The organism is Yersinia sp. 2545 StPb PI (genome assembly GCF_052217125.1).
GTDB lineage: Bacteria > Pseudomonadota > Gammaproteobacteria > Enterobacterales > Enterobacteriaceae > Yersinia > Yersinia enterocolitica_E.
In genome coordinates this window covers 4,722,445-4,740,306 of record NZ_JAZGPY010000001.1, presented here as the reverse complement: position 1 = coordinate 4,740,306, position 17,862 = coordinate 4,722,445, and the positions used below count along the sequence as shown (strand labels likewise).

Here is a 17,862-nt window from a genome sequence, read left to right as displayed (position 1 = left end):
ACCAATATACTAAATATGATTGATATAATTAAATAAAATCATGCGTAGATACTTGTCTTATTTCTTTTTGAATCACAGCAATCACCTCCAGATGGTTCGATTTTGATTCCCCATCCTTGGTGTCAAGGAGGGAGTTATGATGGTATGTAATGAGAAAACATCAATTAATGTTATTGGTTCATCCGCAGCATTTAAGCAACTTTTACGTTTAGTTGACCGGGTTGCGCCATCACAACAAACTTTACTGATTTGTGGCCCTACTGGGTGTGGAAAAGAAGTTATTGCCCAACTGATACACCAACGTAGCAAAAATCCTTCAGCTCCATTTATTGATCTCAACTGTGGCGCAATCCCTGAGCATTTGGTTGAAGCTGAGCTATTTGGTCATGTCAAAGGTGCATTTACTGGTGCCTCTGGCGATCGGCGTGGTCATCTGGAAATGGTCGGTAATGGCACGCTGTTTTTAGATGAAATAGGTGAAATGCCTTTGTCAGTACAGCCTAAGTTATTGCGTGCATTGGAAACTCGTACTTTCCGGCCTATCGGCAGCAGCGACATTCGCCACTTTAATGGGCGAGTGGTCGCTGCCACTCACCGAAATTTACTTGCTCAGGTAAAAAGTGGTGTTTTTAGGGAAGACCTTTATTACCGCTTAGGTGTCATTACTCTGGATATTCCTGCTCTCAGCCAGCGAAGGGAGGATATCCCCGCATTAATTGACTATTTCTCAGGGTTACAAACTCACCCGTTAGTTTTCAATTCCCAGGCTATGTCTTACTTACAGCAGTATCCTTGGCCGGGTAATGTGCGGGAGTTGCGCAATCTGGTCGACAGGCTTGCGGCATTATCTGATAGCCATTTAATTACGCGTGAGGTGTTGGATACCTTTATGCCAACCTCACAACTCGAAGTGAAAGTGTCATCTGACCTGCTTGCTGATGCCATGCTGGCATTGCCGGGGGCTGATAAGCTCGTTGCGGTGGAGCAGTTATTGATAGACCGAGCGTTGCAGCGTACTACCGGTAATAAAACAGCAGCGGCACAACTATTAGGGATTAGTCGTAAGTCAGTGGAACGGCGAATTCATGGCCGGATGGATAAACGGCCAATAGCATTACAACACTTGCAGGAAGGTATGCGGTTAATGAATTGCTCCGCCTACCATGAAGCCATCGTTGATTTACAGAAAGGGTTACAACTACTGCTGGGAATCACCTTGGATGAAGAGGTTCGACAGCTTCATTACAAGCTCTATCGCCAACTCAGTATCAGCTATCAAATACTTTATGGTTGGTTAAGCCATGATGCGCTTAAATATCATAATGATGCCATCGCGCTAGGTAAAAAAGCAGGTGATGAGTCTGAGCTGGCAGGATTACTCTTTTGGCGTTGGTCGGCCCAGTTGGTGACCCTTGATTTACCGCATGTCCGCACTCTGGCTCAGGAGTTACTGCAATGGGGCCTGACTGAAAAAACCGCGTCAATATGGAGTGAAGCACATATCGCTCTTGCCAGTACCCTATTTTGGTTGGGGGATAATCAAGAAGTCTTAACATGTTTAGCTCGCAGTAAGTTACTGACTACCCCTTGCGAGTATGCTGATCAACAAGGATTGGATTTGGTTGGCATGGCACTGACCCTGAAAGGGCTGGCTTTATTTCAACTAGGTGAATTTAAAAAATCCAGAGAGGTAGCCCAAAAACTGGCCTCACGTGCTATGGGGGAAGACATTATTGCTTTTCATCGGGTTATCTCCTTACGGGGCGCGGCGTGGCTTGCTTGCTTGTTCGAAGACCGTGACAGTTTAGGTCGCTTGACCCACGAATTAGCAGTGCAGGCGCAGCAATATGGATTTACTTTTTATCAGGGGTTAGGGAAGGTACTGAAGGGGTGTTATTTGCTCATGCAGCATGACTATGTTCAGGCTGAACAGCATATGATTGAGGGTTATGATAGCCATCTGTTGTGCCAAGGAGGAAAGCTTTTTCACTCCTTCCAGGCATGGAAACGTGGCGAGTTATTGCTGCAATCAGGTGAGCCGCAACAATGTGATGTACTGATGTCACAGGCATTGGACTTGGCATTTAAGTATCAAGAACGCGCCTATCTTAGTGAGTTGATGGTCGTCAAAGCCCGTGCCAGACTGGCATTGAATGACATTGTTGGCGCTGAACAAGGCTTTCGCTGCGCCATCGCGAGTGCGCAAACGTTGGGTATTATTCCCGCACAAATTATTGCTACCAGTGAACTGGCTCGTTTGTTAGGGCAATCGCGACGAAAAGCTGAAGCGGTTGCCTTGCTGTCTTCCATTCTGAAAAGCATCGACTCTCACCATGTTCCACCTTTTGTCAGCCGGGCAATTCAGTTGCTGGCTGAACTGGATAAGCCGGAGTGAAGCGGCATTCTGGGGCATGGACGTTTTCGACCAATCACCGTCTCTCACTTGGACAGTATCGTCCATCCTAGGTGTTTTTAAACCCCTTAGATTTTAATTAATTATTAAAAATCAATTGATTATCTAGTTGTCACACAGGTTGCAATTTGTACTGTGGGTAGAGCGAATATCGGATGTACTACCTAATGATGTCTCCCTCTTATTTATAAGGAACACACTATGAGTACTCTATATACAATTAACGTAATCAATAACAGCCCGACAGCGCAGGATTTCTTTTTCTTCCAAAAACCGGCGATTTATACCGGTGGCGCTAAAGTTTACTCCAACAGTATTTATCAGGAAGTGTTATCACCTTTTGCCAGCTCGGGTTCTGTACTGACCTTTGAATGTTTAATGCAATTTTATGCTGGAGCGCAATCTCAACTACCAAGCTTGTTGGTTGGGCAAGATTCAGGATATATCACCTCAAGCCAGCCTGTCGATTTGACCTCTATTACCGCTGGAGTACAAACAGCAAACACCACGGTAATGTCGGTTGATCCTTCTCTTGGTCTGTCTCCCGCGACTTATACCGAGGGGGTGCAACCTGGTGCTTATCGTATTGTCACTCCTGCATTTAACCCCGTCACAGATGTATTTAACGCGGGGTTGGCGGTGCAAAGTGCCAGTGGCAGTAGCGTACTGTCGAGTTTCATCAATGCAGAACCAAGCAAAAATATCGATTGTCAGCCAGTGCTGAGTTTTTATGTCCAAACGGGTACCTATCAGGCGGGGACGGTTATTAACTTCTCTACGTCTTCAGTTGGGTCCGCGATATGTGATACCACCCAAGGTGTGACCGCATTCAATGTTACTTATAACCCTCAGGGCACCTGGACGGTTAGCGCTGCTTGATAAAAACACGCGTGTACGGCCTGCCTGATCAACAGTGCCGTACCTGTACTCCCCTATTTATTATTTCTATGAGGAGGCTATATGCCTAATCTAACAACCAGTATTTCGCTAAATCTATTATTGGGCCAATTTCCGAATCCTGTTAGTCAACTGACTCAGCCACCGCTCAGTAATGAGTGTGGTGCTTATGCATTAACTGCCACATTGGCTGCATTTGCACTGTGGCCGGAAAGTACCATTATCACTTATGGAGAAAATAATAATGTCATTCAACAAGACGATGATTTTATTAACGCTAAGGATAAGATCTATGGTCTGACTGGGATACTTAACCCCGATGGTGGGGCAAACGTTGCGGGTGGCGGATATAACTCACCTGCGGCAATGGCTGCTGTGGCGATAGATTTCGCACGGGTGGTATCGGTGAATATCACCGCTGCTGGCTTATATGCCTTGGGGGCGTTGTATCCAGCTGAGCAAGCTGCCTGTGTGGCGGTGGTAGGGGAGCCAAATGTACATACGGATGCTGTTTATGTAGAGCCGGCTCATGGGCAAGTACAATTGATTTGTGTGGCTTCCGGCCCGCAAGCTCTTCACATGTTAGCTCGTGGTTCCGACGGACTTTATTACGATCCCGCCACCGGAGTTCGTGATAATGATTGGGGTAATCCAACAGCTGAACTCTTTGAACAACTCAGTGGCTATGAATTTGTTGGTTTATGGCTAGTTATTAGTTAATTAATGAGTAATTTGAAATAGTAAACCGATAAACGGTGCTATCGAGTTGTTTATCGGTTTACTTCAATATTTTTTAGTGTGATTTTATAAACCTCCTTTCTTAACCTTTTCTTTAATTTATCATCGTTAAATTATCTATAATTTATGTTTAGCTAAATAATGCAGGGTTGTTTTATTTGGTTTTTTTAAAAAAAGAGTAACTAATGCACTGGATCATACAGCGTAATCGTTATTTAATAAATTAACATCTGCTGTTTGCTATTTATAAATATAAATCAACCCTTAATATTATTTATTAAATAGCTAACTATAGATAAATCTAAACTAGTCTGAGTCATTTAATTAAGGAATTTATAATAAATTTTTTAATGGGAGTGAATTAAAATGGATAGAGATTGGCATAGACAAGATATTTTAGCTGCAATACGGAAAGCAAAAGGCTCACTAGCAGCATTATCAAGAGAGAGCGGGCTTTCGCCAAGTACATTAGCTAACGCGCTAACACGCCCGTGGCCCAAGGGAGAAGTAATTATTGCAGACGCTATCGGTGTTTCCCCTCGAGAGATATGGCCCAGTAGGTTCATCGATTATCGAGGGCGGATGATTATTCGAAGAGTAAGGCAAAACTAACGTTAAGAGGGTGGTTCAAATGGATAAAAAACTACTAAACTCGCTTAAAATGTTAATACCATTTTGGGAAAATAGTTCGGAAGCTTGGGGGGTTAAGGATAACAAGTCAGTGTTTATTTATGCAAATAATAGGTTTGGTACATTATTAGGCTTACCTGATAAATTTAGTGTGGAAGGGCGATTAGATGGCGAACTTCCTGCGCCAACGGCAGAGTTTCAGACTGAATTTCAGGAACATGACCGTCAGGCGATATTATCGAAAGAACGTGCGACAACGATTGAAATCCATGCATTTGAGCGACGTTCCTATTTTCAACCTTACTTTTGTGATAAGTATCCATTAATAGATAAAAACGGCATTTCACAGGGGCTTATTTTTCATGCCAGGCCAGTAGAAGATATAATATTAACGCATTTAAATAAAATAAAAGTCCCCACCTCACTTATCTTTACCCCGCCATCAGAGTCATTTACCAAAAGAGAGTGGGAGGTGTTATTTTATATTTTACATGCTTTTTCAAGCCCTGACATTGCTAAAAAGCTTAATTTATCAACCAGATCAGTCTGCAATATAATTAAAAATATCTATCGAAAGGCCGGTGTGACCAGTAAAAAACAGGTTATAGAATATTGTTATGAGAAGAAAATTAATAACTATGTACCACAAAGTTTCTTTGAATACTCAGGTTCTTTTCCGCTTGCGGGGAAAGGTAACGTAAATTTAAGGGGAAAGTAATGATGGATAAGACATTACTAAACTCGCTTGAGGTATTAATACGGTTTTGGGAGCATAGTTCAGAACCTTGGGGGGTTAAAGATAATCAATCAAGATTTATTTATGCAAATAACAGATTCAATAAATTATTAGCTTTACCGGATAAATACTGTGTAGAGGGGCGGTCTGATGGCGAACTTCCCACTCCAATATCAGATTTTGAGGTTGAGTTTCAAGAGCATGACCGTAAGGTAGAGCTATTGCAGGATCGTATAACAGCGGTTGAAATACATGAGTGGGATGGCCTTTCCTATTTTAAGCCTAATTTCTGTGACAAATATCCGTTAATAGATAGCGATGGGATATCGCAAGGTGTTATTTTCCATGTAAGACCTGTGCATGATATGTTGTTAACAAATTTAGGTAAAATAAAAGTCCCCACCTCACTTATCTTTACCCCGCCATCAAAATTATTTACTAAAAGAGAATGGGAGGTGTTGTTTTATATTTTACATGCTTTCTCAAGTAAAGAGATTGCTAAAAAAATCCATTTATCCACCAGAACAGTTTGTAATATAACTCAAAAAATCTATCGAAAGGCCAGTGTGACCAGTAAAAAACAGGTTGTTGAGTATTGTTATGAAAATAAGATAAATAATTATGTTCCGCAGAGCTTCTTTGAATACTCGGGTTCCTTCCCACTGGCTGGGTAAGTAAAACTAAATATAATGGGAGGATTGAAATGGAAAAAAACCTAAAGCAATCGCTTGAGATATTAATCCGGTTCTGGGAACACAGTTCTGAACCTTGGGCGGTAAAAGATAATCAATCAAGATTTATTTATGCCAATAGACGAGTTTATAAATTATTCAATTTACCTGGAAAATACAACCTTGAAGGTCGGTTAGATGGTGAGATTCCTACGCCATCAGCAGATTTTCAGGACGAATTTCAGCAGCAGGGTCGTCAGGTAGAATTATCACAGGACCGCGTAGCATCAGTTGATATTCAGCTATATGATGGCCGTTCATATTTCACACCTTATTTTAGTGACAAATACCCACTAATAGATGAACATGGCATATCCCAAGGAGTTATTTGTCATGGGCGGCCCGTACAAGATATAATGTTAACGCGTTTAAATAAAATAAAAGTTCCGATATCACTTATCTTTACACCTCCATCTGCATTATTCACCAAAAGAGAATGGGAGGTATTGTTTTATATTTTACATGCTTTCTCAAGTAAAGAGATTGCTAAAAAAATCCATTTATCAACCAGGTCAGTCTGCAATATAATCCAAAGCATCTATAGAAAAGCCGGTGTAACCAGTAAACGGCAGGTTATAGAGTATTGTTATGAAAATAAGATTAATAATTATGTGCCGCAGAGTTTCTTTGAATATTCGGGTTCGTTCCCTCTTATGTAGGACAAACTTCTGTGCCGATTACATGAAAAATATCATGTAATCGGCGTTGTCACCCAGCAGCAATCTGGTAGGGCAGTGTAAAACGCCCTTATTGCCCCGCTACGCTATGCACTTCACCATGCTGCATAGTTTGATTGACTTGTTGCCCATTGCTGTCAGTAGCTTGTAGAGAGCCGCTAACAGTAGGTTTCAATGGTGTATCGGCAGCCAGACTTCCTTTTATCTGTAATTTTAGGTTGCCCAGGCCATGCAACGGTAATGCTGGCCAACCCCAGTTTTGCAAGATATCCAGATTGACAGAACGGCCGGTCAGCGCCAGTGATAAGGCGCGGGCAGGCGTTTGGTCAATACTGGCGGTGGACTCCAGTAAGCCCTCTTTGGTGAATGCGCTTAACTCACTAAATGTAATCTGTTGTTCATTGGCATTGAGGGCCAGTGACGGACGGCGAATATCATTTTTATTAAATGTCGCATTACCTGCATTCAACATTAATGAGCCAGACCATACACCCCACTGATGGTTTTTTGCCAACAGTAAGTTAGTGCCTGCGGCGTCCAGCGATGTAATCTGGAAGGGGAAGTCAGGGCTGATATCAATCAACAAGTTACGATTAGCACTAAGCTTGCCGACGTACACCTCGGATAGCCAGTTTGGCAATGTTTGTTGCCATTGTTGCTTCCAATCGGCAGGCAGAGTGTAAACCAGCGCGACCAGTGTCAGTTCATCCAATTGCAGGCGATGAGTATCGCGCGCCCAATTCCCCTGAGTTCTTAATAGACCATCCTGCCAGCGGGTTGAGAACTGATTAATTGCGACGCCAGCCGGAGATAAAGTAAATGTTGCTATTGGGTCAATCAGATGAATATTACCCTTGATAATATCACCGGCATTGAAGGACAGTTCGCCATCCTCTGTTTGCCAATCGCCTTGTTTAAACGTGATATTTTTTAGCGTCAAATCGAGGTCATTAAATGCCCAGCTTTTCCCTTCTACTCGCGCATCAATTAAATCAAACCGTTTTAGCGTAATCGGCGGGAGTTGTAAGAATGTATTCCAAACATCATCTATCGATGCTGGTGTTTGTAGGCGAATATTGCTGAGCCGCAGGCGATCGACCAGCCAACTGCCATCAGCCGCTTGGCTGGCGTTACCGGTCAATTCACCCTGCGCGATATCTGCCCCAAAATTGGTTAGGGTCAGGGCATTTTTCTGTATCGAGCCTTGCAGATAAAGTTGTTGCGCGGTAATACCGTTAATGGTTAAAGAACCGGCACTAAACTGAAATTGAGCATTTTCGCCAAGGCTATTACCCGGTTGTGGCTGCCAAGGCACCAAACCGCCAGTCACTTGCTGACCCGCAATCTTCCACTGAGTTGCTGAGTTTTTCGCCTCAAGAGTGGTATCGAGGGCCATATTAGTCAACTGCAAGGTATCAGCCTGTAATGGCAGCGGTGATGGGCTGTTACTGAGGATTAAACGACCATTTTGCAGATTGAGACTGAGAAGGTGACGAGGCTCGGTCAGTTGCCGCCAACTCAGGCCAAACAGCGCTTGTTGGGCAACAAGAAACGGAGGCTGATTGGCCCGGCCCAGAGTGATATCACTGAAACTGATTTGTCCCGGTTGGGACCATGAGTGGTCTATTTTACCCAGAGAGAGGCGATATTCACTATTATCACTAACCCAACGGCTCAGCCAACCGGCAGCCCAACTGGTTTGGAGCAATACGTAACACAGCACTACGGACAGCACCAGTAGTAGTAATAACGTTAGCAGCACTTTCCCGAGAAATTTCATCCGGTCTTTCCACGCCTGTCGGTGATACGGAACCCTGTTTATGCCGTAATTTGTCCATGAGCTCAATAGACAATCAGTTATCCGGCGATAAAAAAATGGCCGGGATCGTTTACGACCGGCCATTTCATTGACGTGTTGATGTAAAGATTATTTTTCTTGTGGGAAGAGTAAGTTAAGCACAATGGCAGTAATACCACCGGCAGCAATCCCGGAAGAAAGCAGCGTTTTTACCCAATCTGGCGCGAATTGTAGAATCAATGGCTGTTGTGCCACACCCATACCAACTGCCAATGACAGAGCCATAATCATAATAGCGCGGCGATTGAGTGTTTCACGAGAGACAATACGCACGCCGGAAGCGGCAATAGTACCGAACATCACCAGCGTGGCGCCCCCCAACACTGGTTCAGGAATATGTTGCACGAAACCTGCAACCGCCGGGAACAAGCCCAGTACAATCAGCATCAGTGCAACAACGAAACCGACATAACGACTGGCAACACCGGTCAACTGGATCACGCCATTGTTCTGGCCGAAGCAGGAGTTAGGGAAGGTGTTGAACACCGCCGACAGCATGGAGTTCAAACCATTCGCCAGCACACCACCTTTCAGGCGTTTCATATACAACGGGCCATGAACAGGTTGTTCAGAGACATCCGAGGTCGCGGTGATATCACCAATGGTCTCCAGTGAGGTCACCATGAAGATTAACATCAGTGGTACCAGCAGATTCCAATCAAAGGAGAGGCCATAATAGAGTGGTGTTGGGATAGTGATCAGCGCGGTATCTACCACCGGGCGGCTCTCTGGCAACATACCCAACGACCAGGCCAGCAAGTAACCCACGGCCATCGCAATGACTAAAGAGGCCACACGCAAATACGGGTTGCGCTGGCGGTTCAGTAGAATAATCACGACTAATACGGCACCCGCTAATAGCAGGTTTTTCGGTGCGCCAAAGGTATGGTCACTCATTGCACCATAACCGCCGCCAATTGATGTCAGCCCAACCTGAATCAATGACAAACCGATGATCATCACCACGATACCAGATACCAGTGGGGTGATAATGCGGCGCGCCAGATGCAGGAAGCGGGAAAGTATAATTTCGGTGCAGGACGCCACCATTAGCGTACCAAACAGTGCCGCCATCATGGTTGGGATATCTGCGCCGCCGTTTTTTAGCGCCAGGCCACCCATAATCAATGGCGAAACAAAGTTAAAACTGGTGCCCTGAATCGATAATAGGCCAGAGCCAACTGGCCCCCAGGTTTTAATTTGCAGTAACGATGCCAAGCCGGAGGCAAATAGCGACATGCTAATAATGCGTTGGGTATCTTCCGCTGGTAGTCCCAGCGCCTGACAAATCAATAAGCCAGGGGTTATCACTGCGACAAACATCGCCAATAAATGCTGGCAAGCAGCGAACAATGTTTGGGCGAGTGGGGGGCGGTCTTCTAAACGGTAAATCAATTCGCTGGGGCGAGTGGCTGCTTGCTGTGGAGTATCAAGCTCGGCGGATTGCGTAGACATGGAGTGGCATTCCCGGATCGGCAAAGAGGGCATTTTAATGATCCGGCTCACAAAAGCAATCGGTTGCGCTGCGTTTTTAAAAATAATTCTATTCGGTGCTCACCTGCATTTTTCTATTACTAAACTTGTAATGGGCGGCGTTTTTTCTTCTAATTCCTTCCTTAACTGTTTTGGCGTTTTTAAGGAACTGTCTAACGTCATATTTTTAATCGATATTTCAATCGCATGGAGTACCAAGATGTTTCATCTCGATACCTATGGCACGCTAGTCGCGGCCTGCTTGGTTTTATTATTAGGCCGAAAACTCGTACAAACTGTCCCATTCCTGAAAAAATACACTATTCCTGAACCAGTAGCCGGCGGTTTGTTGGTTGCCTTCTTGATGTTGCTGATGCAAAAGACTCTTGGCTGGGAAATCAGTTTTGATATGTCGCTCAAAGATCCCTTGATGCTGGCATTCTTTGCAACTATTGGTTTGAATGCCAATCTGGCTAGCTTACGTGCTGGCGGCAAAGCTTTGAGCGTATTTGTGTTTGTGGTCATTGGTTTGTTGCTCATGCAGAACGCAATTGGTATTGCGCTTGCTAAATTGATGGGGCTAGACCCGTTGATGGGGTTACTAGCTGGCTCAATTACCTTATCAGGTGGGCACGGTACTGGTGCTGCGTGGAGTAAACTCTTTTCTGAACGCTATGGCTTTGAAAATGCAACAGAAGTTGCTATGGCTTGTGCAACATTTGGTTTGGTGCTGGGGGGATTGATTGGTGGCCCGGTAGCCCGCTACCTGGTGAAGCGCTCTTCCACACCCGATGGTACGCCGGAGGACAGCGAAGTCCCTTCCGCATTTGAAAAGCCTTCGGCGGGGCGCATGATCACCTCGTTGGTGTTAGTTGAAACCATCGCCATGATAGCTATCTGCCTGATGGCAGGCAATGTGATTGCGGGTTGGTTGCAGGGCACGATGTTTGAACTGCCAATCTTTGTTTGTGTGCTGTTTGTCGGGGTTATCCTCAGTAACACGTTGTCGGCAATCGGCTTCTATAAAGTCTTTGATCGTGCGGTATCAGTGCTGGGCAATGTCAGTCTGTCACTGTTTTTGGCAATGGCACTGATGAGTTTGAAGCTCTGGGAGCTGGCTTCACTGGCATTACCGATGCTGGTAATTTTGTCAGTTCAGGCACTGGCGATGGCGTTGTACGCTATCTTTGTCACTTATCGCATCATGGGAAAAAACTATGATGCAGCGGTACTGGCGGCGGGGCACTGTGGTTTTGGTCTGGGTGCAACACCGACTGCAATCGCCAATATGCAAGCGATTACTGACCGTTTTGGCCCATCTCATCTGGCGTTCTTAGTGGTACCAATGGTTGGCGCATTCTTTATTGATATCGCTAATGCGATCGTGATTAAGCTGTATCTTTTACTGCCAATATTCCCAGCGGTGGTAGGGTAACTGCACTTAGGGGGGGGGGTTACCTGCCCCTTATTTATTAAGCGTTAGTGTAACGCGCTCGCTCTGGTAGCCAGCGCTCAATCAATGCGCGTGCATGTTCAGGATATTGCTGGTGCAGATGGCGAGCTACCCGTTGGACTTCGGGAATCATCGCCTGATCGCGCAGTAAATCAGCCACTTTGAACTCCGCACTTCCAGTTTGCCGTGTTCCCAACAATTCGCCCGGTCCACGGATTTCTAAATCTCGCTGGGCAATGACAAAGCCATCATTACTATCACGCAACACTTGCAAACGCATCTGGGCGGTTTTACTCAACGGCGTTTTATAGAGTAATACACAATGAGAGGCGATAGCACCACGGCCGACACGGCCTCGTAACTGATGTAATTGCGCTAACCCCAAGCGTTCCGGGTTATCGATTATCATCAGGCTGGCGTTAGGCACATCGACCCCAACCTCGATCACTGTGGTTGCCACCAATAGCTGCAACTCACCCTGTTTAAATGCCTGCATAACTGCCTGTTTTTCTGGTCCTTTCATGCGCCCATGAACTAAACCGACTTTAATTTCCGGCAAAGCAATTTTCAGTTCTTCACAAGTTACTTCGGCGGCCTGCGCTTCTAGGACTTCCGATTCCTCAATCAGTGTGCAGACCCAATAAGCTTGCCGACCCTCTTCCAGACAGGCATTTTTAACTCGCTGGATAACATCACTGCGGCGGGTATCAGGGATTGCCACTGTAGTCACCGGTGTTCTACCTGGCGGAAGCTCATCAATCACTGAGGTATCAAGATCTGCATAGGCAGTCATGGCCAGCGTTCTTGGAATTGGGGTCGCGGTCATAATGAGTTGATGTGGATGGAAACCTTGCTCCTCGCCCTTTTCCCATAAAGCGAGCCGTTGATGAACACCAAAACGATGTTGTTCATCAATAATAACCAGCGCCAGTCCAGAGAACTGCACCTGTTCTTGAAACATCGCATGGGTGCCAACAACCATTGCAACCTGACCGCTGGCGACAGCTTCTTGCTGTGCTATACGGGCTTTACCTTTTTGCTTGCCAGCCAGCCAGCCCACTTGCAGCCCCAACGGTTCTAGCCATTGGCGGAAAGTGGAGGCATGTTGTTCTGCCAGTAATTCGGTGGGTGCCATCAAAGCAACCTGCTTGCCGTGAGCAATTGCCCGTAGCGCGGCCAGGGCTGCAACCAATGTTTTTCCTGAGCCAACGTCCCCTTGAATCAATCGCATCATCGGGAAGTTATGGGTCATATCCTGCTCAATCTCCGCCACTACCCGTTGCTGGGCATGCGTGGGGCTGAAAGGTAGCGCGGCCAGAAAACGTTGTTTGAGCTGTTGCTCTGCCAATAGCGGTAATGCCCGATAGCTTTGCGCGCCGGCCCGGACAGCCAACATACTGAGGTTATGAGCGACTAGCTCTTCCATGATTAATCGCCGCTGTGCAGGATGCTTGCCTTGATCTAAATCAGTCAACTGAATATTTGCTGGTGGGCGATGCAGGGTATGAATAGCTTCTGGCAAGCTAATGAGTGAGCGGCTTAACTCAATCGGCAATAATTCGGCAATAACACAAGTATCCAGCATCGCCAGCGCTTGATCGATAAGTTTGCGCAAGGTCGCCTGACGAATCCCTTCGGTGGTGGGATAAACGGGTGTCAGGGACTCTTGTAATTCAACGCCAATGTTCTCGCCATGCACCCGATATTCAGGGTGAATGATTTCCGCCCCGGTATTGCCCCGTTTGACTTCGCCGTAGGCGATAACATGCTTGCCCGGAGACAAACTGTTTTTCATCGCAGCGTTGAAGTTAAAGAAACGCAGAGTGAGAACACCACTACCGTCGCTGATTTGGCAGGTCATCATGCGGCGGCGGCCAAAGGTGATATCAGAACGTAGAACCTCGCCCTCAACATTAACCGAGAGGCCAGGCATTAAATCGCCAATACGATACAGGCGAGTACGATCTTCATAACGCAGTGGGAGGTGAAGCAGTAGGTCTTGGATGGTTTCCAACCCCATTTTAGCCAGCTTCCCAGCCTGACTTGCGCCAACACCGGAAAGTGTACTGAGGGGTACTGCATCCAGCAGGCGGCCTTTCATTTAAGACTCCGTGGCTTGCATGGCAGACCACCATTGTGCATCGGCAATAACCTGACCCTGCTCATCAATATGTGGTTGAGGTAGCCCTTTCCGTTTGGCGACTTGTGCCAATACCGGATAGCCCCCCTCAAACAGTAACCGTTGCTGCTCATCTTCGGACAAGACACTTTTTGCTCGCTGATACATACCTGCATTTTGCCGCTGCCGTTGGGCTTCATATAAAATCAACGCAGACGCGACAGAAACATTGAGTGATTGCACCATGCCGATCATCGGAATAATGATGTCTTGGTCCGCGAGTGCTAACGCTTCCTCAGATATACCGGTCTTCTCTTGTCCCATCAAAATACAGGTTGGGCGGGTATAGTCTATTTCACGAAAATCGACAGCATTATCAGACAGATGCGTTGCCAGAACTTGCATGTTCTGTGATTTCAGATGAGCAATGGCATCGCTAATATGAGTGTGTGTTTTGACTTGTACCCAACTGTTGCTGCCGGCCGCGGAAGAGAGTCGTGTATACATCTGAGTCGTTGGCCAAATTGCATGTACTTGATGGATACCGACAGCATCAGCTGTACGAATGATAGCGGATACATTATGAGGTTTATGTACTTGCTCCAGGCAAACCGTTAGGTCCGGCTGCCTGGTAGCCAGCATTTCACAAATCCGCGCATAGCGTTGAGGATTCATAGGCGTTAGTTACGATTACGGCTGACTTTAACCACATCTGGCATGATACGAATCTTACGCATTATGTTAGCCAGATGGACCCTGTCACGGGTAGTCAGGCGAATAAAGGCACTGTATACCCGGCCATCTTTCTCTTCAGTATTCAGGCTCTGAATATTAGATTCGGCTGCATTGATTGCCGCAGTCAGATTTGCCAAAGCACCTTGCTGATTGAACATATCGACTTTAATTTCAGCAATGAACTCTTGTTCAGTCTCTTGATCCCACTCAACCGCCATAAATTTCTCAGGCTCTTTCTGGTAGCCACGGATATTACGGCAAGACTCATGATGGATAACCAAACCTTTGCCTGGGCTGATATGAGCAATAATCGGGTCACCGGGGATAGGACGGCAGCACTTGGCAAAGGTAATTAGGACACCATCGGCACCCTTGATTGCCAGATTACGGGTGCCAGAGGTCGCCAGCGTTGATAGGTCACCCAACAGGTTTTTGGCCACTACCACACTCATCGCATTACCCAAGCCAATTTCTGCTAGCAAATCATCTAGCGTCGCCAGTTTCATACGGTCCAGTTCATGTTTGATATTATCTTCAGAAATATCAGACAGTTTTCGACCATTTCCTAACGCATGATTCAGTAACCGGCGGCCAAGGCTCACCGATTCATCACGTTTCAGGTTTTTCAGCAACTGGCGAATTTTGGCTCGCGCTTTCGAGCTGACAACAAAGTTCAGCCAGGCCGCATTTGGCCGAGCACCCGGAGCGGTAATAATCTCAACGGTCTGGCCACTGTTCAGTGACTGAGAAAGCGGGTAGGGCTGACGGTCAACACGCGCACCTACACAGGCATGGCCAATATCGGTATGCACGGCATAGGCAAAGTCGACAGGTGTCGCACCGGCAGGTAATTCAACGATGCGCCCTTCTGGGGTGAAAACGTAAATCTCATCAGGGAATAAATCAGATTTTACGCTTTCAATAAATTCAAATGAGCTGCCTGCACTTTGCTGTAACTCCAGCAAGCTTTGCATCCAGCGCTGAGCGCGAATTTGTGCGGTGGTGCCAGACTCACCCTGCTCTTTATAAGCCCAGTGTGCAGCAACCCCCATTTCGGCCATCTGATCCATATCTTCAGTACGAATCTGTACCTCGACCGGAACCCCATGAGGGCCGATTAATGAGGTATGTAACGATTGATAGCCGTTAGCCTTAGGGATGGCAATATAGTCTTTCACTCTACCGGGGCGTGGCTTATACAGGCTGTGAGCCTGACCCAACACGCGGTAGCAAGTATCGACTTCTTTGACGATAACCCGAAAAGCATAGATATCCATGATGGAGTGAAAGCGCTGCTCTTTCAGGTTCATTTTGCAATAAATGGAATAGAGATGCTTTTCACGACCACTGACTCGGCAAGGAATACCGGCCTCAGTCAGACGCCCTTCAATCTCCGCCAAGATTTTCTGAATCATCTCTTTGCGGTTACCACGTGCGGCTTTCACCACTTCTTTAATTACGCGATAGCGATTGGGGTAGAGCGCTTCAAAACCCAGCTCTTCCAGCTCGGTTTTTAAATGATGGATACCCAGCCGATGGGCCAGTGGGCTGTATATTTCAAGGGTTTCACGTGCAATGCGGCGACGTTTATCTGGGCGTAAGGAACCCAGCGTTCGCATGTTATGTGTGCGGTCAGCCAGTTTGATCAAAATAACGCGGATATCCTGCACCATCGCCATGATCATTTTGCGGAAATTTTCCGCCTGAGCTTCTTTCTTGTCACGAAAATTCAGTTTATCGAGTTTAGAAACACCCTCGACCAGCTCGGCTACGCTTTTCCCAAACAACTGCTCCATATCTTGATATGTAGCAGGAGTATCTTCAATGACGTCATGTAATAACGCCGCCATTAAGGTTTCGTAATCGAGCCGCATCTCCGCGAGAATACAGGCCACAGCAACAGGATGAGTGATATAAGGCTCACCACTGGAGCGTGTCTGACCCTCGTGAGCATCACGTGCAACAAGATATGCCTGTTTGAGGCGCTTAATCTGCTCCTCTGGCAGGTAACGTTGAATCAGCAGATTCAGGCTTTCAAACAGGTACAAGGCAGACTCGCTGTCTAATTAACGACGACCTTCAGCAATCGCGGTTACCGCTTGGATCTCTGCGGCTTCCTGCTCTTGCTGTTCTTGGCGTTCACGAACATCGAGAATCTGATTAGTAATCAGGCCTTCTTCAATCTCGCGCAGCGCAATCACAGTAACTTTATCGTTTTCTTCTGGAACCAGTGCGTCTTTACCGCCGGACTGGATTTGACGTGCCCGACGAGCAGCGACCAACACCAGGTCAAAACGGTTACCAATTTTCTCTACAGCGTCTTGAACAGTTACGCGTGCCATAATTCTGCTACTCCACAGGTGACGAAATGACGGGGCATGATACTGAAACTCGGTTCAGTCTGCCAATAATTTGGTGATTAAAGCGTCATGCCGCTGTTTCTGGCGGCCTAAACGCAGTCGTTCTGCGCGAATAATGGTTTTCAGATCAGATAAAGCCAGATTGAAATCATCATTTACGATTAAATAATCATATTCAGCGTAATGGGTCATCTCGGCGACAGCTTGCGCCATTCGCTTAGCGATAACCTCTTCGCTATCTTGCCCACGGCCTCGCAAGCGGCGATCCAATTCTTCCTTGGATGGCGGCAAAATAAAAATACTGCGTGCAGTGGGCATTTTTGCGCGAATTTGCTGCGCACCTTGCCAATCAATATCTAAAAATACATCGACACCGGTTGCAAGAACCTGCTCAATCGCCAAACGTGAGGTGCCATAGTAATTTTCAAATACTTTGGCATGCTCAAGGAAAGCATCGTCATCAATCATCTGGCAAAACTCTTCTTTAGAAATGAAGAAGTAATGTTCACCGTGATTCTCACCCGGACGTATTGCACGCGTGGTATGGGAAATAGAAACCTGCGTGTCGTACAGCGGTTGTGTTTTTAACAAAGCCTGAATCAGGCTTGATTTCCCTGCCCCACTGGGCGCGGAAACGATGTATAGCGTGCCTTGGACCATGATGACGTTTCAGTTGATTAGGTTGATATACCCTTCTTACTTGACGTTGCAACGGCGCTAGCAGCCCTCTCTCCAAAAACACTGACTTTAGTCAGCGCATCAGGATTTGCTCGCTTGCTACCTATCCGCAACACCAATTACTTTGGGTGTATATAGAAAGCAGAAGTGTGAATCTCCGCACAGTATACACGGCTGCTACGCGTCATGCAGCGTTACAACACATTTCACCTGAATGTTTCGTCTGTAAACAGCTCGATTTTCTGATTTTGCGGCGAAGATTGCGTAATTTTCATTTGTTGCTGTAAGCAGAAAACTATTTTTCGGTAGCGCCCGCATTTAATTTTTTTGGTCTTCGACGGATAAGACATTTCAGGTTTTACTT

15 protein-coding genes are annotated in these 17,862 nt (G+C 46.3%); 8 read left to right on the top strand and 7 right to left on the bottom strand.

Annotation, left to right across the window (positions count from 1 at the left end):
- The first annotated feature begins 136 nt into the window (after positions 1-136).
- The 7 genes from V1955_RS21965 to V1955_RS21935 all read left to right on the top strand — a co-directional run bounded on the left by V1955_RS21965 (position 137) and on the right by V1955_RS21935 (position 6,804).
- On the top strand, positions 137-2,395 hold the full coding sequence (locus V1955_RS21965) for a sigma-54 interaction domain-containing protein (RefSeq protein ID WP_083161641.1): 2,259 nt from the start codon (positions 137-139) through the stop codon (positions 2,393-2,395).
- A 219-nt stretch (positions 2,396-2,614) separates the two neighbouring features.
- Complete coding sequence (locus V1955_RS21960; protein WP_083161643.1) at positions 2,615-3,292, top strand: hypothetical protein; 678 nt, start codon at positions 2,615-2,617, stop codon at positions 3,290-3,292.
- Positions 3,293-3,373: 81 nt separating this feature from the next.
- Positions 3,374-4,030: a hypothetical protein gene (locus V1955_RS21955; protein ID WP_083161645.1), complete on the top strand. Its 657-nt coding sequence runs from the start codon at positions 3,374-3,376 to the stop codon at positions 4,028-4,030.
- Positions 4,031-4,414: 384 nt separating this feature from the next.
- Positions 4,415-4,660, top strand: coding sequence for a helix-turn-helix domain-containing protein (locus V1955_RS21950; RefSeq protein WP_083161647.1), 246 nt, complete (start codon positions 4,415-4,417; stop codon positions 4,658-4,660).
- 19 nt (positions 4,661-4,679) lie between these two features.
- On the top strand, positions 4,680-5,396 hold the full coding sequence (locus V1955_RS21945) for a helix-turn-helix transcriptional regulator (protein WP_442821396.1): 717 nt from the start codon (positions 4,680-4,682) through the stop codon (positions 5,394-5,396).
- A 2-nt stretch (positions 5,397-5,398) separates the two neighbouring features.
- Positions 5,399-6,088, top strand: a complete 690-nt coding sequence (locus tag V1955_RS21940; protein WP_442821469.1) for a helix-turn-helix transcriptional regulator — start codon at positions 5,399-5,401, stop codon at positions 6,086-6,088.
- 29 nt (positions 6,089-6,117) lie between these two features.
- A complete protein-coding gene (locus V1955_RS21935) occupies positions 6,118-6,804 on the top strand; it encodes a helix-turn-helix transcriptional regulator (RefSeq protein WP_442821395.1) in 687 nt (228 codons plus the stop codon).
- 88 nt (positions 6,805-6,892) lie between these two features.
- Here V1955_RS21935 and V1955_RS21930 read toward each other — a convergent pair whose 3' ends face one another.
- Positions 6,893-8,602, bottom strand: a complete 1,710-nt coding sequence (locus V1955_RS21930) for an AsmA family protein (RefSeq protein WP_372569805.1) — start codon at positions 8,600-8,602, stop codon at positions 6,893-6,895.
- A gap of 147 nt (positions 8,603-8,749) precedes the next feature.
- Positions 8,750-10,135, bottom strand: coding sequence for a uracil-xanthine permease family protein (locus V1955_RS21925; RefSeq protein ID WP_083161655.1), 1,386 nt, complete (start codon positions 10,133-10,135; stop codon positions 8,750-8,752).
- Between the two features lie 238 nt (positions 10,136-10,373).
- Between V1955_RS21925 and gltS the strand changes: the two genes are divergently transcribed.
- Positions 10,374-11,588 carry a sodium/glutamate symporter gene (gltS, locus tag V1955_RS21920; protein WP_083163981.1) on the top strand — a complete coding sequence of 405 codons (1,215 nt, stop codon included), beginning with the start codon at positions 10,374-10,376 and terminating at the stop codon, positions 11,586-11,588.
- A 37-nt stretch (positions 11,589-11,625) separates the two neighbouring features.
- Here the strand turns inward: gltS and recG are convergent, their stop codons facing one another.
- The 5 genes from recG to gmk are packed head-to-tail and all read right to left on the bottom strand — an operon-like array spanning position 11,626 to position 17,480.
- On the bottom strand, positions 11,626-13,707 hold the full coding sequence (gene recG, locus V1955_RS21915) for an ATP-dependent DNA helicase RecG (RefSeq protein ID WP_372569803.1): 2,082 nt from the start codon (positions 13,705-13,707) through the stop codon (positions 11,626-11,628).
- The gene (gene trmH / locus V1955_RS21910; protein ID WP_420073499.1) at positions 13,708-14,400 is read right to left on the bottom strand and encodes a tRNA (guanosine(18)-2'-O)-methyltransferase TrmH; all 693 of its coding nucleotides are present in this window, start codon (positions 14,398-14,400) and stop codon (positions 13,708-13,710) included. It lies immediately after the preceding gene.
- 5 nt (positions 14,401-14,405) lie between these two features.
- A complete protein-coding gene (gene spoT, locus V1955_RS21905; protein WP_083161661.1) occupies positions 14,406-16,508 on the bottom strand; it encodes a bifunctional GTP diphosphokinase/guanosine-3',5'-bis pyrophosphate 3'-pyrophosphohydrolase in 2,103 nt (700 codons plus the stop codon).
- An 18-nt stretch (positions 16,509-16,526) separates the two neighbouring features.
- Entirely contained in the window at positions 16,527-16,802 is a 276-nt protein-coding gene (gene rpoZ / locus V1955_RS21900; protein ID WP_004392061.1) for a DNA-directed RNA polymerase subunit omega, read from the bottom strand.
- A 54-nt stretch (positions 16,803-16,856) separates the two neighbouring features.
- Complete coding sequence (gene gmk, locus V1955_RS21895) at positions 16,857-17,480, bottom strand: guanylate kinase (RefSeq protein WP_005191120.1); 624 nt, start codon at positions 17,478-17,480, stop codon at positions 16,857-16,859.
- Positions 17,481-17,862: the final 382 nt, after the last annotated feature.

What these genes read in the sequence shown, in the direction of transcription:
- V1955_RS21965 (WP_083161641.1), top strand. Translation starts at nt 137, where the DNA reads ATGATGGTATGTAATGAGAAAACATCAATTAATGTTATTGGTTCATCC.
- V1955_RS21960 (WP_083161643.1), top strand. Translation starts at nt 2,615, where the DNA reads ATGAGTACTCTATATACAATTAACGTAATCAATAACAGCCCGACAGCG.
- V1955_RS21955 (WP_083161645.1), top strand. Translation starts at nt 3,374, where the DNA reads ATGCCTAATCTAACAACCAGTATTTCGCTAAATCTATTATTGGGCCAA.
- V1955_RS21950 (WP_083161647.1), top strand. Translation starts at nt 4,415, where the DNA reads ATGGATAGAGATTGGCATAGACAAGATATTTTAGCTGCAATACGGAAA.
- V1955_RS21945 (WP_442821396.1), top strand. Translation starts at nt 4,680, where the DNA reads ATGGATAAAAAACTACTAAACTCGCTTAAAATGTTAATACCATTTTGG.
- V1955_RS21940 (WP_442821469.1), top strand. Translation starts at nt 5,399, where the DNA reads ATGGATAAGACATTACTAAACTCGCTTGAGGTATTAATACGGTTTTGG.
- V1955_RS21935 (WP_442821395.1), top strand. Translation starts at nt 6,118, where the DNA reads ATGGAAAAAAACCTAAAGCAATCGCTTGAGATATTAATCCGGTTCTGG.
- V1955_RS21930 (WP_372569805.1), bottom strand. Translation starts at nt 8,602, where the DNA reads ATGAAATTTCTCGGGAAAGTGCTGCTAACGTTATTACTACTACTGGTG.
- V1955_RS21925 (WP_083161655.1), bottom strand. Translation starts at nt 10,135, where the DNA reads ATGTCTACGCAATCCGCCGAGCTTGATACTCCACAGCAAGCAGCCACT.
- gltS (WP_083163981.1), top strand. Translation starts at nt 10,374, where the DNA reads ATGTTTCATCTCGATACCTATGGCACGCTAGTCGCGGCCTGCTTGGTT.
- recG (WP_372569803.1), bottom strand. Translation starts at nt 13,707, where the DNA reads ATGAAAGGCCGCCTGCTGGATGCAGTACCCCTCAGTACACTTTCCGGT.
- trmH (WP_420073499.1), bottom strand. Translation starts at nt 14,400, where the DNA reads ATGAATCCTCAACGCTATGCGCGGATTTGTGAAATGCTGGCTACCAGG.
- rpoZ (WP_004392061.1), bottom strand. Translation starts at nt 16,802, where the DNA reads ATGGCACGCGTAACTGTTCAAGACGCTGTAGAGAAAATTGGTAACCGT.
- gmk (WP_005191120.1), bottom strand. Translation starts at nt 17,480, where the DNA reads ATGGTCCAAGGCACGCTATACATCGTTTCCGCGCCCAGTGGGGCAGGG.